The following is a 15417-nucleotide window of genomic DNA, read 5'->3' as shown; positions in this document are numbered from 1 at the left end:
GTGTACGTGAGCCGGTGTGAAGGACTGTCACGAGTGAGCTCCCAAGGGCAAGGGGGTGAGCGCTGCGAGGCGAAGCGGCTGGTGCGTCACGGAGGCGACCACGGCAGGGCGCGGTCGCCGAAGCCGTCGGCATCGACCCACAGCGCCCGCAGACCGCGCAGGGTGACGTTCGGTCGGTAGGTCGGGGTCCCGGTCGCGAACCGGGCGCCCGTGACCCGCTGGGCGAACCGGGCGAGGACCGCCTCGGCGATCAGCCGGCCCAGCGGCTCTCCGGGACACGCGTGCGGACCCAGTCCGAAGGCGGCGTGCACCGCCGGGGCCCCGCCGGGCGAGAAGACGTCGGGAGTGTCCCGCGTCTCGGGATCCCGGTGGGCGGACGCCAGGAGCAACAGCACGGTGGTGCCGGCCGGCACCCGTGTGCCGCAGACGTCGAGGTCGGCGGCGGCACGCCGGTGGACCAACTGGACGGGCGGGTCCAGGCGCAGGACCTCCTCCACGACCTGGCCCGCGTATCCGGCGTCCCGCCGCAACGCCTCCACCTCGTGAGGCGCCCGGAGCAGGGCGATGATCCCGTTGGAGACGAGATCCACGGTCGTCTCGTGCCCCGCGACGAGCAGGTGACGGCAGGCCGCGGCCACGTCCGCCGCCGCGGACGGCCCGTCCGCCGCCGACGGCTCGTCCGTCGCGGCGGCCATCAGGGCCGACAGCGCGCCCTCGCCGGGCTCCGCGCCGTGGGAGCGCACGAACTCGTCGAGGAAGTCGGTCAGTTCGTCCTGCGCCGGCCGGCCGGCGTCCGCCGCGGGCAGCGCGTCACCGGTCAGCAGCGGATGCGGGTCCAGCGCGGGGGAGAGCAGCAGAACCTGCTTGTGCAGCCGGGGCGCGTGTTCCGGCGCGATGCCCAGCAGCCGGCAGATGACGGCCGTCGGCAGCGGATACGCCAGATCCGTGACCACTTCGAGCCGCCCGCGCGCGGCCACTCCGTCGAGCGCGTCGTCGACGAGGGAGCGCACGAAGGGGACGAGCCCGCGCACCCGCGCGGGCGTCAGCGCCCGGGTCACCAGCCGGCGCAGCCTCGCGTGCTCCGGCGAGCCCGTCGCGGACATGGCGAGCACCTGTGGCTGTTCGCCGGAGCCGACGGGGCAGCCGGCGGAGGGGGCGACGGCACCGGGATGTCCGAGGACGGCCGCGCAGTGGCGGAACGAGGAGAAGACGACGGTTTCCCCGTCCCACCACAACGGCCCGGCTTCCCGTATCCGGTTGAACAGCGGATACGGATCGGGACGCGCCGAACGATCAAGGACACGCAGCAGCAACGACCGGACCTCACCTTGCCGGTCGCTCTCCTCGCCGACGAGCAGCGGGGGCGTCGGGCGATGGCTCTCCATGGCACAGCCTTCCTGACTGGGGGTGCCGCCATCGGCAGGATGTTGGCGCGCGCCGAACGGTGTCCATGCGGAGTTGCACAAGCCGCCGCGAATACCGGCCATCGCGAAGACTTCGCCAAGTCCGGTGGTGAGCACGGCTCTTGGCGCGTTGGATGAACCGCTGCCGCACCGAACGGGTGCGGAATCGGTGGCCCGGCCGGCCTCGTGAGGAGACGACTTCTGTGAAACCAGGCACTACGGTTCTCGCCGCCCACACCGCCGACGGCACACAGACACCGGCCTCGACGCCCGCCCCTTCCACGGAGGCGAACGGGACACTGAACCCCCGCCGGTGGCACGCGCTCTTCGTCCTGGCCGTCGGTCCCTTCCTCTCCCTGTTCGACCAGTTCTGCGTCAACCTCGCCGCCCCCTCGATCAACGAGTCGTTCAAGCTCTCCCCCTTCGCATTCCAGGCGGTCGTCGGCGGCTACGGCCTGGTCTACGGACTCGGTCTGATCACGGGCGGACGACTGGGTGACCTTCTGGGCCGCCGCCGGATGTACCGCCTGGGCCTGGTCCTGTTCGCGGTGACGTCGCTGGCGTGCGCGGTGGCCTGGTCGCCGGCGGCCCTGATCGCCGCCCGCCTCGCCCAGGGCGCCTCCGCGGCCGTGCTCCAGCCTCAGGTCCTGGCCCTCATCCGGGTGCAGTTCCCGCCCTCCGAGCGAGCCAAGGCCCTGTCCTGGTACGGGGTTTCGATGAGCCTGGGCATGGTCTGCGGACAGATATTCGGCGGCGCGATTCCCGCCTGGAATCTCCTGGACCTGGCGTGGCGCCCCGTGTTCCTCGTCGCCGTCCCGCTGTGTGTGTTCGCCTACGTCGCGGTCGCCCGGACCATGCCGGCCGATCACGCCGGCCGCACCGGACGGGCGGTCGACGGGGCCGGAATGGCTCTGAGCGCCTTCGGCTTCGCCCTGCTCCTGCTCCCTCTCGCGGCCGTTCGGGAATGGAGTTTCCTGCCCACGGGAGTGACCCTGCTCGCCGCCGGCCTGCTGGTCCTCGCCGTGTTCGTCCGGCACGAGATCCGGCGGGGACGGACGGACCGAGTCGTGCTCGTGCCCATGCGGTTCTTCCGCGGCCGCGTTTTCAGCCTGGGCGTCCTGCTGAATTTCCTGCTCTACATGGCGAGCGTGCCGTTCGCCGTCCTTCTCGGCCTCTACCTCCAGGACGAGGCCCGTATGAGCTCGGCGGCCGCCGGGCTGGTCTTCACCCCGGCGGCCGTCGCCATCGCCGTCGGAGCGCGCGTCGGTCCCGTTCTGCAGACCCGCTACGGCCGCACGGTGCTCGTCGTCGCCGCCGCGCTGACCGCCGTGGGCCTGGCCGGGGCTCTCGCCGCCGTGGCCCTGGGCACCCGGGACACGGTCGTCGTCGCCCTCATGGCGGCCTTCGCGACGTACGGCCTCGGCAACGGAATGATGGTTCCCCTGCTCACCGGCACGGTCCTCGCCCAGGTGCCGCCCCAGGACGCCGGGGCGGGAGCCGGCGTCCTGGCCACCGCCCAGCAGCTGGGCGCCGCCACCGGGATCGCCGTCGCCGGCGTCTTCCTCTACCCCGCGTCGCCGGCGCGGGCGTTGCGCTACACCGAGGCCATGGGCGCCGAGACCGTCCTGGCCGCGCTCAGCGTGGTCTGCGCGGCCCTGCTGGTCCTCGTCCAGCGGGCGAACTCCGAGGGATGACGCGGTCGCCGCGCGCGTGGGGGAGGGGCAGGGAGCACCGGCAGCCGGTGTCCCCGCCCGGGCCGCCTTGGGGCCCGCAACGCGAAGACCGCCGCCTCGGGTGAGGCGGCGGTCATGTCCCGCGTCGTCCCCGATCCGGGCGGAACAGGGACACGGACTTGTGGGTCAGGGCCGGTTCGCCTTGCCGTCCAGCCAGAGCGTGTCGGACTCGTCGCTGTGCGATCCGTCCGTCCCGACGTGCTTCGCGGAGATCTTCGGGCCGTTCTTGATGACGTGCACGAGCGCCATGCCGTGTCCCCGGCCCAGGTCGTAGTCCTCTTTGAGCCACTCCAGGACGGTGCCGGCCTTCGTGCCCGGGTCGTCGTAGCCGCGCTCCTGCGCGAGCGCGATGAACTGACGCGGCGTCAGGCCGGTCTTTTCCTCGATCTTGTCCAGGTACGCCTGAAAGGACATGTCCTCTCCCACCCTCTGTCGGTACGTGTCAGGCACACCAGCTAACCAGAGTGAAGTCTACTTGTAAAATGCAAGTGAGGTTCACAGATCAATGTATGCACTAGAATGCGACACATGACGGTGAAGGAGTACGGACAGTTCTGCGGCCTGGCCCGCGCGATGGAGATGGTCGGCGAGCGCTGGACACTCCTCATCGTCCGCGACCTCCTGGTCGGCCCGAAGCGCTACACCGACCTCCGCAACGGCCTGCCGAACATCCCCACCAACATGCTCGCGACGCGTCTGAAGCAGCTCGAGGCGCACGGCGTCGTCGCCCGCCGCGCACTGCCCCACCCCGACCGCGGCGTCGTCTACGAACTGACCGACTACGGCCGCGAACTCCAGCCCGCCGTGATCGCCCTGGGCCGATGGGGCGCCCAGACCATGACCGAGCCCCGCACCGGTGAGATCGCGACCACCGACAGCCGGGCCCTGTCCTTCCACACCGCGTTTCACCCCGAAGCGACCTGCGGAGCCGCCATCGGCTACGAGGTGCGCATGAGCGACGCCACCTTCAGCCTGTCCATCGAGGCCGGCCGGCTCACCGTCGAGACCGGCTCCCACCCCGACCCCGACCTGGTCATCGAGGGCCAGGCCGGCCGACCCGTCCTCGACATCATGCGCGGCTCCCTGGCGCCCGCCGATGCGGTGGCCGAAGGCCGTGTCCGCATCGAGGGACCGCCCGCCCTCCTCGACCGTTTCGTCGAAATCTTCCATCTCTGACACCGGGCGCCGGACATCGCCGCGGCACCCTCGGGATGTGCCCGCCCGCGTGAGGCCGTCGGAGGCGCCGCCAGACCGCGACCAGGGAGGTCCACACCGTGCCCGACATGTCCGACTACGCGAGCTACGCGGAACAGAACGCCGACATCGCCGCGATGCAGGAGGGTGAGGGCAAGCAGACCGACGCCATCGGCGAAGGACTGGCGGCCATCGCCTACGCCCTGCTCGAGATAGCGGCAGCCATCCGCGACAACACCGCGGCCCGACGCTGAGCCCCTGCCCGGCCGATCCACCAGGGCGGGAGCGAGGGCGCGGCCGACCGTCGCTCCGGGGTGGACCCGTCAGGGAAGCGCCAGGCTGTTGTCGGGGGTCAGGCCGCCGAGCTTGTCGGGGTTGACCTGGAAGCGCAGGTTCTGGATGCGGCCGTCGACGAGGTCGAACGAGACGGCGCCGACGGTGTCGCCGCCGATGGCGGCCAGCACGCCGAGCTCACCGTTGATGACGGCCGGTTCCATGGTCAGGGCGGCCAGTTCGGGCTTGGCCATGAATCCCACGATCCAGCGCGCGACAGAGTCCACGCCATGGAGCGGGCGGCGGGCGGCGGTGACCTTGCCGCCGCCGTCGGACCAGGCGGTGACCTCGGGGGCGAGCAGCTCCATGACGGCGTTCAGGTCGCCACCCGCGCAGGCCTTCATGAACTGGGCGGTGACCTGCCGGCGCTGGGCCTGGTCGGCGTCGAAGCGGTGTCGGCGGGCCTGTACGTGCCCGCGGGCGCGGTGGGCGATCTGGCGGACCGTCGGCTCGGGGCGGTCGAGCGTCCCGGCGATCTCCGCGTGCGAGTAGCCGAAGACCTCGCGGAGCAGGAAGACGGCGCGTTCGACGGGGCTGAGGGTTTCCAGGACGACCATCATCGCGGTGGAGATGGTGTCGGCCAGTTCGGTCTCCGCGGCGACGTCGGGAGAGGTGAGCAGGGGCTCGGGGAGCCATGGGCCGACGTAGGTCTCGCGCGTGGCCCGCGCGGAGGTGAGGCGGTTCAGCGAGAGGTTCGTGACCGTGCGCACCAGATAGGCCTTGGGGTGGCGGATCGTGTCGCGGTCCACGCCGCTCCAGCTCAGCCAGGCGTCCTGGAGGACGTCCTCGGCGTCGGTGACGCTGCCGAGCATGCGGTAGGCGGTGGCGAACAGCAGCCTGCGGTGTTCGCTGTACGGGTCCTGCTCGGCCCTGGCATCGATCACCGGCTCAGGCTGCCAGCGCCGTGACCCGGGTGGCAAGGCCGGGATCACGGCGCGTGGCATGACGGCGCCCGAAGCCGGCGCCCGTCATGCCGCGCGCTCGCGGGTGGCGCGGACGCCCCTGGAGACGATGGTGGTGACGTTCATGTGCTTGCTCAGCCGGTAGGTCGTGAGCGGGCTGCCGCTGACCATCTCCTTGTACGCGACGGCGCTCCGGCCTGTGAGGTGCGTGCGGCGGGGGGTGTCGTCGGCCTTGGTGAACTGGATGACCGCGTCGCGGCGGCCGAGGCTGACCGGCTGGTGGAAGTAGCCGAAGCGGAACGGCTTGACGGCCTTGCCGCGCACGAGCCGCGCGATGGTGTCGGCGGTGTACTGGGCGGTGGGCAGACCGCTCTGGCAGGTGCCGTGGATCCGCCCCCAGGCCAGGCGGACGGCGGCGGCGTCGCCGATGGCGTGTATCTCCGGGTGTGACACCGAGCGCAGTGTGGCGTCCACCAGGACGAGGCCGCGGTCGTCCGTGGCGATCCCGGCGTCGGCGGCGAGCGGCGACACCTTGACGCCGGCGGTCCACAGGCAGGCGTCGGAGCGGACGCCCCGGCCGTCGGCCAGCGCGACGGCGTCGGGGAGCACCTTGGCGACCCGGGCGCCGGTCTCGAGAGTGACGCCGAGGCGGTCCAGGGCGCGGTACAGGTAGGCGCGGGCCTTGGTGCCCATCATGCCGCCGGGCTCGTCCAGGCTGACCAGCGTGACGTCCAGGCCCGGGTGGCTCTCGGCGATCTCGGTGGCCGCCTCGATGCCGGTCAGACCGCCGCCGCAGACGGTGACCACGCCGCCGGACGCGGCGACCTCGGTGAGTCGCGCGGCAAACCGGCCGGCGCTCCGCGGACTGTCGAGGGTGAACGCGTGGGCGTCGACGCCGGGGACCCTGCCGGTGTCGGTGGAGCTGCCGAGCGCGTAGACGAGCGTGTCATACCCGAGGGTCTCGGCGCCGTCGACGGTGATCTGCCGGGCCTCAGGGGCGAGGGCGGTGACGGTGCCCTGGACGAACGTGACGCCGGTCCCGGCGAGCAGGTCGGGAATCCGGTGGTCGGCCAGCTCCTGCCCGGCAGCGATCTGGTGCATCCGCAGCCGCTCGACGAACCGGCTCGAAGGGTTGACCAGGGTGATCCTCACCCCGGTCCGGCGGGTGCGGCGGGCCAGCCGGACGGCGCTGAACATGCCCGTGTAGCCGGCGCCGAGGACGACGACGTGATGGTCGTTGCTCATCTGGATCTCCCGAGGTCGGGCACCGGCTCCGGTGCCGGTGGCGCCCATGGGACAAGCGACCCGCCCCGGACGTGACGCGTCGCTGATATGAGCCACGTCACAGCTGGTGCGCTGCGGGAGATGCTTACGCCGACAGCCCGGAGGCCTGCGGAGGTTACAAGTAGGGATCAATCCGAGGCTAAGTTTTGTTAGGTTGGGGGTATGGCATCTCAGGAAGAGCTGTTCGCGAGCGTGGACGCGCTCCTTCAGGAAGAGCCGCACCTGCCGCCTCCGCCGGAGCGTGCCCGGCTGCGTGAGGCCGCCGGCATCACCCAGGCACGTCTCGCGGCTGCGCTGAAGACGACGACGCAGTCGGTGAAGAACTGGGAGAACGGCCGCAGCGAGCCGAAGGAGCCACGGCTGTCGGCGTATCGACGGCTGCTGGACGGGTGGGCGGTGAAGCATCCCCCGCACGCCGCCCCTGCCGCTCCCGCCGCCCCGCACGCCGCCCCCGTCGCGGCGACCCCGGCCGCCGCACCACAGTCCGAACCGCCGGCCACCTTCACCCGCCCGGCCGTCCCGGAGCCCACGGTGACGGAGGCCGCTGCCGTTGCCGCGACAGCCTCCCCCGCCCCCACCGCTCGCCCCGTTCCCCCCGCTTCCGCCGTTCCGGCTGTCGCCGAACGGCCGGCGGCGTCGCGGCGCCCGGCCGTCGGGAAGACCGCGGCGCTCGCGACGGCCGATCCCCGGTTCCCGCACGGTCCGCTCGCCGTGCTGGACGGCGACGGCTCCGCCTACGGGGTCGACGGGATCGTGCTGGACTGTCCCGCGCGCACGGTTCCGGAGCTGGTGGAGTGGACGCTGAAGGAGGCCGGCCTCGGAGCGGCGAAACTGCACCGGCACGGCAAGGACTCCGACCCGCTCATCGTGCTGACCGCCGCGGCCGCGGTGCGGCTCGGGCTGCCGGAGCGGCTCGAGGGCCACGAGCAGCGCCGTTCCCTGCGCCTGCCCGAGTCCCACCCCGTCGTCAGACAGGTGGCGAAGGCGAAGTGGCAGCTCACGCAGCGCGGATTCGGTCCGTGGGCCCGCGTCTACCGCAAGGCACAGGCCGGGCACCGGCAGTGCGTGCAGCTGGCGGTGCTGTCCTGGGGCGCCCTCGACGAACGGTCCTGGCCCGGCGTCGCGGACATGGAGCCGGCCGACATCGCCCGCGTCCTCGGCATCTACGCCCGGCGCGTCATCACCCCGCGCGGCTCCACGGCCGTCTCCGGACTCGAACTGATGACGGCGCTGCGCCCGCCCACGCGGGCCGTGCAGGACCCGTCCACCGGAAACTGGGTGTCCGGCCACAACCCCGGCAGTCTCGGGACGGAGCCGGTCGACCCGGCCCCGCCGGAAGCCACGCAGGAGCACCCGGTCGTCGTGAACTCCGGCTGGGCCGGCGGCTTCCTGAACGAGGAGGCGTACCAGTGGGTGCGCGACGTCGACCTGCTCACCGACGAGGAGTGCACGCTGCCGCACGCGGTCGGCCTGGACCTCAACACCGCGTTCCTCGCCGCCGCGGCCCGCCTGGTCGTCGGCCTGTCCGCGCCCGACCACTTCCACGCCCCCACGTTCAACCCGAAGATCCCCGGCTCCTGGCTGGTCGACCTCTCCCGCATCGAGCTCGACCCGCGTCTGCCCAGCCCGTTCACCCCGGACGGCGCCCGCCCGACCGGGCCGGCCTGGTACCAGACCCACACCGTCGCCTACGCCCAGGAACTCGGCTACAACGTCGCCCCGATCGAGGCGTACCTGCGCCGCGAGACCGGCGCGTACCTGGACCCCTGGCACGACCGCCTCAAGACGGCGTACGTCGACACCCTCGCCGACCTCGGCGTCACCCGCGACCTCACCGACACCGAGTTCCTCGCCGCGATGGAACACCACAAGCACGCCGACCCGGCCATGGCCGCCGTCCTCACCGCCATCAAGGCGACCGTGAAGGGCGGAGTGGGCAAGCTGCGCGAGCGCCCCCAGGGCGCCCGCTATCGCGACGGGGAACGATGGCCGGCCCTGGGGCGGCCGACCTGGCGCCCCGACATCCGCGCCGCCGTCATCTCCAAGGCCCGGGTCAACATGCACCGCAAGCTCACCAACATGGCCAGGATGACGGGGCTGTACCCGCTCGCCGTGCTCTCCGACTGCGTCGTCTACCCCTCGCCGGGCCCGAGCCCGCTGGCCTTCCTGCCCTACGCGGCCTCGGGCAAGCCCCAGCCGGGCGGCTTCCGTCTCGGACCCACGCCGGGCCTGGCCAAGCTCGAGGGCGTCCAGACGATGCTGTGGGCGGTCGACCTGATGGAACAGGGCCTCAACCCCGCCCGCCACATCAAGGGCGGCGACGCCGTCCTCGAAGACGGCGAATAGACCTGGGGGCGCCCCGATTCCCGGCCGCCCTCATGCCCCCGGCGGTGAGCGGCGCCGGGGCATGGGGACGGACGGCGGCGGAGCCGGGCCGCTTCGTCACATCTGCGGGTCGGGCTTCAACAGCGCGAACACCGCGCCGAAGGGGTCCGCGAGCCAGGAGATCCGGCCGACGTCGGGGACGTCCGCCGCCGGCATCAGCACGGACCCGCCCTTCGCCGTGGCCACGGTGAGCACGGCGTCGACGTCCGTCGCGTGGAAATACGGCACCCATCGGGGCTGCTCGACTCCACCGCCCGCGCCGTCACCCATCGGCGCCGCACCCCCGAAGGAGGCGGCCTGCTGGTCGCCGTCCTTGACGCTCAGCACCCGGTACGTCATGCCGGGCGCCGGCATCTCCTGGCTGCGCCAGCCGAAGAGATCCTGGTAGAAGGAGATGCCCGCGACGGGGTCCGGCACGTGGAGCTCGACCCAGAGCAGCGCGCCCGGCGCGGACGTGAGGCCCAGTCCGGTGGTCCTGCCGGGCTGCCAGAGCGCGAAGTCGGCGCCTTGCGGGTCGGTGGCCTGGGCCAGCCAGCCCTCGCCCATGACGTCCATGGGCTCCGACCGCACCCGTCCGCCGCCGGCCGTGACGGCCGACACGGTTCCCTGGATGTCCTCCGTTTTGAAGTGGACCATCCAGGCAGACCTTGCCCCTTCCTCGGTGAGCGGCCCGAGGGCGGCGACGGTCTTGTCGCCGATCCGGAAGAAGCCGTACCCGCCGGCCTCGGGCCCGGCGGACTCGAACTGCCAGCCCAGGACCGCGCCGTAGAACGCGGCGGCTGCGTCGGTGTCGGGGCTGCCGAGGTCCAGCCAGTTGGGTGAGCCGGTGACGAAGTCGGTGCCGAGCATGGGTCCTCCTGGACGACGGATGGGCCGGGCCGTGGGCCACGATGCCGACCCCTTCCGGCGCCGTCCGCGTACGGGCACGGGCAGCACCCCGATTTCACCCACACGGAGCCACCCCGGCCCGCCTCTGCCGACCGACCGCGGGCGAAGGCCGTACCTTCCCGTCCCGCGCCTGCCCGTCTCAAGCCCCCCGCCGACGCCGCCGCTCCGGTGTCACTGCGTGTGCTGGTAGGCCGAGTAGGTGAGGTAGCCGTTGTCGCCGCCCTGGAAGTACGTCGCCTCGTCGGCCGGAGCGATGGGCAGGCCCGTGCGCAGTCGCTCCACCAGGTCGGGGTTGGCGATGAAGGCGCGGCCGAAACTGATGAGGTCGGCGCCGAGGCCCAGCCAGTGGTCCGCTTCGCCTCGGCCGGTCTGCTTGGGACCCAGCGGCAGCACCGGGTTCATGACCAGCGTTCCCGGCCAGGCCTTGCGCAGCCCGAGCAGCGTCTCCTCGTCGGCCGTGGCCTCGAGATGCACGTAGGCCAGGTCGAGCCGGGCCAACTCGCCGAGGAGCGCGGTGTAGTGCTCGGCGACCTCGGTCTCCTCGATGCCCCAGAAGGGGCCGCCCGGAGAGAGCCGGATCCCGGTCCGGTCCGCGCCGACGGCCTCGACGGTCGCGGTGACCGCCTCCACGGCGAACCGGATCCGGTTGGTCACCGAACCGCCGTAACGGTCCGTGCGCAGGTTGGCGTTGGCCGACAGGAACTGCGAGATCAGGTAGCCGTTGGCGCCGTGCAGTTCCACCCCGTCGAAACCGGCGTCGACGGCACGGCGCGCGGCCTGCGCGTAGGAGCGGACGTGCTCGGGCACCTCGGCGGTGCCCAGGGCACGGGGAACCGGCACGGGCTGCGGACCGGTGGGCGTGAACACCTCGCCGACGGCCGCGACGGCGGACGGCCCGACGGGCCGCATGCCGGTGGTGTCGGGATGCGACACCCGTCCGCCGTGCATGATCTGGGCGAAGATCCGCCCGCCGTTGACGTGCACCGCGTCGGTCACCTGGCGCCAGGACTCCACCTGGTCGTCGGTGTGCAGCCCTGGGGTGCCGGGGTTGGACTGGCCGATCAGGCTCGGCTGCACGCCCTCGCTGACGATCAGTCCGGCGGTGGCGCGCTGGGCGTAGTAACGCGCCATCGACGGCGTCGCCAGACCGCCCGCTGCGGCGCGGACCCGACTCATCGGGGCCATCACCACCCGGTTGGGCAGCGCCAGATCGCCGAGCCGGTAGCCGGTGAAGAGGGTCGTCACGTCATGTCTCCTTCGTGATCCGTCGCCCGGAGGCCGGGCACGTCGGCTACGCTAAAACCTGACATTGACGTCAGAGGCAAGGGTTGTGCTCCGGATCACAGCGGGGAAGGCGGGACGGTATGCGTATCGGGGAGCTCGCGGCACTGGCCGGGGTCAGCGTCCGGTCCCTGCGCTACTACGAGGAACAGGGTTTGCTGGCCAGCGTGCGCAGTGCCAGCGGGCAGCGGCACTACACGCGGGACCATGTCGAGCGGGTCACGTTCCTCCAACGGATGTACACGGCCGGGCTGTCCAGCCGGACCATCGCCGAACTGCTGCCGTGCGTCGACTCGCCCAGCGAGGAGAACGCCGACGCCGCGCTGATCCGGATGGCCGAGGAGCGTGAACGGCTCTCCGAGCACATCGCCGACCTCGTCCACACCCGCGACGCCCTCGACGAGTTGATGGCCGTGAACCGCGCTTACCGCGAGCGCCTCAACTCACCCGCGGCGGGCTGAGCCGTGCGGGCGGGCCGGCGGCCGTCCCGGCCGAGCGCCGGCGTGGGTGCGGACGCCGGATGCCACGGGCATCCACTTCGAGGAGGCGATGGTGCTCGGTAAGGGCAAGCGTGTGCTCACGGGTGCCCTGATCGTGGCCTGCCTCGTGATCGTGGGGTCCAGAGCGCCGAGCGGTGGCCCCACCACGGGGGCGCGGCCCGCCCAAGCCGTCAAGGACGTCGTGGCGAACCGGGTCATGACGTGGAACATCTGCAATCCCTGCAAGGAGGACAACGCCGACCGCGCGGCGGACATCGCGGCTCAGGCGCCCCAGGTCATCGCTCTGCAAGAAGCGTGCACACGTGACGTCGAGAGCATCCGGGACTATCTGGAGCGGCTCCACGGGCTGGTCTACCACGTCGAGTACGGCGTGGTTCTCCGGAGTTGGGGACGGTGCGGGGGAGCGCCGTGGAGTCCGGGCGGCTACGGAGAGGCGATCCTCTCGGCGGCCCCGATGACGGACGTGGTCAGTCCGGAATATCCCGACGGCGGGTCCGAGGACCGCGGATACATGGCGGTCACCACCACGGTGGGCGGCCGGCCCGTCCGGGTCTTCAACACGCACCTCGCCGAACGCCGTCAGGAGACGGTCCGCGCGGATCAGACCCGCGTGCTCGCCGCGGCCGTCGCCCCGTACGAGCGCGCGATCGTGCTCGGCGACTTCAACGCCGTGCCGGACGCCGCCGAACTCACCAGGATGTGGGCGCTGGCCACCGACGCGGACCCCGAGTGCCGTGCCGGGCACACCGGCGACTGCCGCCCGACCACCGACTGGCAGAGCAAGTTCGACTACATCTTCCTACGAGGTGTCACCCCCCTCGCGCAGCGCGTGTATCCGACCTCGCACTCGGACCACCACCTGTTCCGCGCCGACCTCGACACGACCTGAGCGGGACGCCGGACGGCACACGACCCGGGCGGGATGCCGGACGGTGCGACCCGAGATCCCTCCCGGGCAAGGCGGGCTCGGCGCCGGGCGCGGCAGCCGGGAGCGGGATGAGACCGGTGGAGTCACCGAGGGTGGGATGATCCTGCCTTCTCCGGTACGCCTGGCCACGCCCCGTGTACCGGATCGCCGGTGACCGACGAGGATGACGAGGGATCGATGACGCTGAACGTGGGCCAACGGGTGCGGCTGGCGGCGGAGCTGCGGTTGGCCGGGTCGGTGACCCCGGCCGGGGAGCACCAGGAGGAGACGGGCGCCTTCGCCGCCTCTCTGGCCCTGGCGGCAGGCATCGAGGGCACCGTCGAGCGCGTGGACGAGCATCACCCCCGGGAGAGCCACGAGGTCCGCGAGTACCAGCGCCTCACGTCGCTCCTCGACGACTTCGGCCACCAGATGCCTCCGGCGAGCAGAAAGCACGTGGAGGAGCAGGTGGGGGCCTTGGAGGAGCAGTGGGTCGCCTACCAGCGGCAGATGCTCCGCGTCACCGTCCGCGTCCGGCTCGACAACGGATTCGTCCTCGACGACGCCCCCGAGGAGGCCTTCGCCGCTTCCTCTTCCTGACCAGGCGTCGGGACACTCGCTCTCCGCGGCCGGCCTGTCGAGGGAGGCGGCCGGCCCGCCGCGGGTGACGGAGGTTCCGGCGAAGGATCCCGGGCCGGTCCGGAAGAATCCGACGGGAGGCTCAGGACAGTCCCGAATCGGCAACCCCGCCGAGCGCCGTGACGGCGTCAGACGATGCCCATCGCCGCCAGGCCGGGTGGCCGGCAGTCCGCCGACGCACACCACCCACCCCGAGGACAGCTCGCGATCGAGGCCCGCTTTCGATACGCGGTCCGGCAGTGGGAGGCACGAGGGAACTCGCCGGCGGCGAGCGGCGAAGGAGGGATGAAAGCCCAGGCCTTCCAGGCATGTTCCCTCGAACGACAGGAGCTCCGATGACCGTCGAGCCAGGCGTCCGCACGGGGGCGGAGAGCGATGCCTCGGTGATCGCGCGGTCCCGGGACGAGCCCGAAGCGTTCGCCGTGCTCTTCGACCGCTACGCGGACGAGGTACATCGCTATCTGGCCCGCAGGCTCGGCGGCGAGCCGGCCGACGACCTCATGGCGGAGACCTTCACCACCGCCTTCCAGCACCGGCACCGGTACAACCCCTCGCGGGCCACGGGCGACGGTGCCCGGCCCTGGCTGTTCGGTATAGCGACCAACCTGGTCGGCCGGCACCGGCGGGCCGAGGGCCGCCGCTTCAGAGCCATGGCCCGCATCGCGGCCCCGGCCGATCACGAGGAGCCGCTGGCCGACCGTGCCGCGGCCCGGGTGGGGGCCCAGGCCGTACGGCGCGAGCTGGCGGCGGCACTGGCGGCCCTGCCCGCACGGCACCGGGACGTGCTGCTGCTGGTGGCGTGGGGTGGTCTCGGCTACGAGGAGGTGGCCCAGGCCCTCGGTGTCCCCATCGGCACCGTCAGATCACGGCTGCACCGGGCTCGCGGCAAGCTACGCGAAGCGTTGGGCGGATCCGATCCCACGACACTGCGAGAGGTACCCGGCCATGACTGACGAACTCGAACTCCTGCGGGACTGGGACACGGACGCCGCCCCGCTCACCGACCCGGCCCGAGCGAAGGCCCGCCACCGACTGCTCAACGCGATCGCGCGCGCGCAGCACCCCGGCGCGGCCCCCAGCCGCCGCCACGCGCTCCGCCTCGCGACGGCCGCTGTGGTCGCCGTGGCGGCTACGGGAACGGCGGTACTGATCACCGAGGGCGGCGCCGACACGGGTGATCGCCCCGGCCGTGCCGACCGCGTATCGGGCACGGCCACCCCGAGGATGGGCAACGTCAGCGCCGTGACCGTGCTGAACGGGGCGGCAGCGCGGACGGGCGCGGACGAGAAGCCCGTGGCGCCGCGCGACGACCAGTTCATCTACTCGAAGCGGATCATCAAGGAGACGGAACGCGAGACCGGCGCGGTCAAGACCTACGAGGACGTGAACTGGGACTCGGTGGACGGCTCCAAGCGCTCCCTGACCATGGAACTCGGCCGGGTGATCTGGGAGGAGCCCTTGAAGGAGGGCGAGAGCGTCTGGCCGCCTCGGGAGTGGAGCAAGCTGAAGAAGCTGCCCACCGACCCGGAGAAACTCGTTCCGTACATCGCCCACGGCGGGCCGACCAGCGGGTCGATCAGCGATTTCACCGCGGACGAATGGTTCAACGCCTACTTCATGCTCGGTGAGCTCCTGAAATGGCCGGTGCTGCCCCAGGGGCTGCGTCCCGCCGCGTACAAGGCGCTGGCCCTGGTGCCCGGTGTCGAGGCGGTTCCGGGAGTGAAGGACTCCGCCGGGCGCACCGGGGTGGGGATCTCCTACCCCGAGAGCCCGTTCGCGGAGGGCAAGTACCTCATCTTCGACCCGCGATCCCATGAATTCCTGGGCTTTCGCGACGAACGGACTTCGGCGTCCGGCGACAAGACGTACATCCAACTGTCACACGTGGTGGAGTGGGCGATCGTCGACCGGATGAAGCAGCGCCCCTAGCCCCGCTGTCGCGTTCGCGCGCGGCACTGTCGGTGGCCG

15 protein-coding genes are annotated in these 15417 nt (G+C 72.0%); 9 read left to right on the top strand and 6 right to left on the bottom strand.

Going from position 1 to position 15417, the window contains the following annotated elements; genetic code table 11:
- Positions 1-86 precede the first annotated feature (86 nt).
- Entirely contained in the window at positions 87-1385 is a 1299-nt protein-coding gene (locus tag OG440_RS40755; RefSeq protein ID WP_406011653.1) for a cytochrome P450, read from the bottom strand.
- 221 nt (positions 1386-1606) lie between these two features.
- Here OG440_RS40755 and OG440_RS40750 point away from each other — a divergent pair, with 221 nt between their 5' ends.
- On the top strand, positions 1607-3097 hold the full coding sequence (locus OG440_RS40750) for an MFS transporter (RefSeq protein ID WP_331739244.1): 1491 nt from the start codon (positions 1607-1609) through the stop codon (positions 3095-3097).
- Between the two features lie 165 nt (positions 3098-3262).
- Here the strand turns inward: OG440_RS40750 and OG440_RS40745 are convergent, their stop codons facing one another.
- Positions 3263-3550, bottom strand: a complete 288-nt coding sequence (locus tag OG440_RS40745) for a DUF4287 domain-containing protein (RefSeq protein WP_331739241.1) — start codon at positions 3548-3550, stop codon at positions 3263-3265.
- 114 nt (positions 3551-3664) lie between these two features.
- Between OG440_RS40745 and OG440_RS40740 the strand changes: the two genes are divergently transcribed.
- Positions 3665-4312 (top strand): winged helix-turn-helix transcriptional regulator, encoded by a 648-nt coding sequence (locus OG440_RS40740; RefSeq protein ID WP_331739238.1) that lies wholly within the window; start codon positions 3665-3667, stop codon positions 4310-4312.
- Positions 4313-4410: 98 nt separating this feature from the next.
- Positions 4411-4584: a hypothetical protein gene (locus OG440_RS40735; RefSeq protein ID WP_406011652.1), complete on the top strand. Its 174-nt coding sequence runs from the start codon at positions 4411-4413 to the stop codon at positions 4582-4584.
- Between the two features lie 69 nt (positions 4585-4653).
- Here OG440_RS40735 and OG440_RS40730 read toward each other — a convergent pair whose 3' ends face one another.
- Positions 4654-5547 carry an RNA polymerase sigma-70 factor gene (locus OG440_RS40730; RefSeq protein WP_331739460.1) on the bottom strand — a complete coding sequence of 298 codons (894 nt, stop codon included), beginning with the start codon at positions 5545-5547 and terminating at the stop codon, positions 4654-4656.
- A gap of 84 nt (positions 5548-5631) precedes the next feature.
- Positions 5632-6810 (bottom strand): FAD-dependent oxidoreductase, encoded by a 1179-nt coding sequence (locus OG440_RS40725; protein ID WP_331739457.1) that lies wholly within the window; start codon positions 6808-6810, stop codon positions 5632-5634.
- A gap of 201 nt (positions 6811-7011) precedes the next feature.
- Here OG440_RS40725 and tap point away from each other — a divergent pair, with 201 nt between their 5' ends.
- Positions 7012-9195 (top strand): telomere-associated protein Tap, encoded by a 2184-nt coding sequence (gene tap / locus OG440_RS40720; protein ID WP_331739232.1) that lies wholly within the window; start codon positions 7012-7014, stop codon positions 9193-9195.
- A 96-nt stretch (positions 9196-9291) separates the two neighbouring features.
- On the opposite strand, the gene OG440_RS40715 is transcribed toward tap, so the two are convergent.
- Positions 9292-10083 (bottom strand): VOC family protein, encoded by a 792-nt coding sequence (locus tag OG440_RS40715; protein ID WP_331739230.1) that lies wholly within the window; start codon positions 10081-10083, stop codon positions 9292-9294.
- 210 nt (positions 10084-10293) lie between these two features.
- Positions 10294-11367, bottom strand: a complete 1074-nt coding sequence (locus OG440_RS40710; RefSeq protein ID WP_331739229.1) for an alkene reductase — start codon at positions 11365-11367, stop codon at positions 10294-10296.
- A 119-nt stretch (positions 11368-11486) separates the two neighbouring features.
- On the opposite strand from OG440_RS40710, the gene OG440_RS40705 reads away from it, so the two are divergent.
- The 5 genes from OG440_RS40705 (at position 11487) to OG440_RS40685 (ending at position 15378) form a co-directional block, all read left to right on the top strand.
- Complete coding sequence (locus OG440_RS40705; RefSeq protein ID WP_331739228.1) at positions 11487-11864, top strand: MerR family transcriptional regulator; 378 nt, start codon at positions 11487-11489, stop codon at positions 11862-11864.
- Positions 11865-11952: 88 nt separating this feature from the next.
- The gene (locus OG440_RS40700) at positions 11953-12792 is read left to right on the top strand and encodes an endonuclease/exonuclease/phosphatase family protein (RefSeq protein WP_331739454.1); all 840 of its coding nucleotides are present in this window, start codon (positions 11953-11955) and stop codon (positions 12790-12792) included.
- 189 nt (positions 12793-12981) lie between these two features.
- On the top strand, positions 12982-13410 hold the full coding sequence (locus OG440_RS40695; RefSeq protein WP_331739227.1) for a hypothetical protein: 429 nt from the start codon (positions 12982-12984) through the stop codon (positions 13408-13410).
- Between the two features lie 374 nt (positions 13411-13784).
- A complete protein-coding gene (locus tag OG440_RS40690) occupies positions 13785-14402 on the top strand; it encodes an RNA polymerase sigma factor (RefSeq protein ID WP_331739225.1) in 618 nt (205 codons plus the stop codon).
- The gene (locus OG440_RS40685) at positions 14395-15378 is read left to right on the top strand and encodes a CU044_5270 family protein (RefSeq protein ID WP_331739222.1); all 984 of its coding nucleotides are present in this window, start codon (positions 14395-14397) and stop codon (positions 15376-15378) included. Before OG440_RS40690 ends, OG440_RS40685 begins: the two co-directional genes overlap by 8 nt.
- The last annotated feature ends 39 nt before the right edge of the window (positions 15379-15417 follow it).

This window comes from Streptomyces sp. NBC_00637 (genome assembly GCF_045161545.1).
Lineage (GTDB): Bacteria > Actinomycetota > Actinomycetes > Streptomycetales > Streptomycetaceae > Streptomyces.
This window is presented reverse-complemented; position numbering and strand designations above follow the sequence as displayed.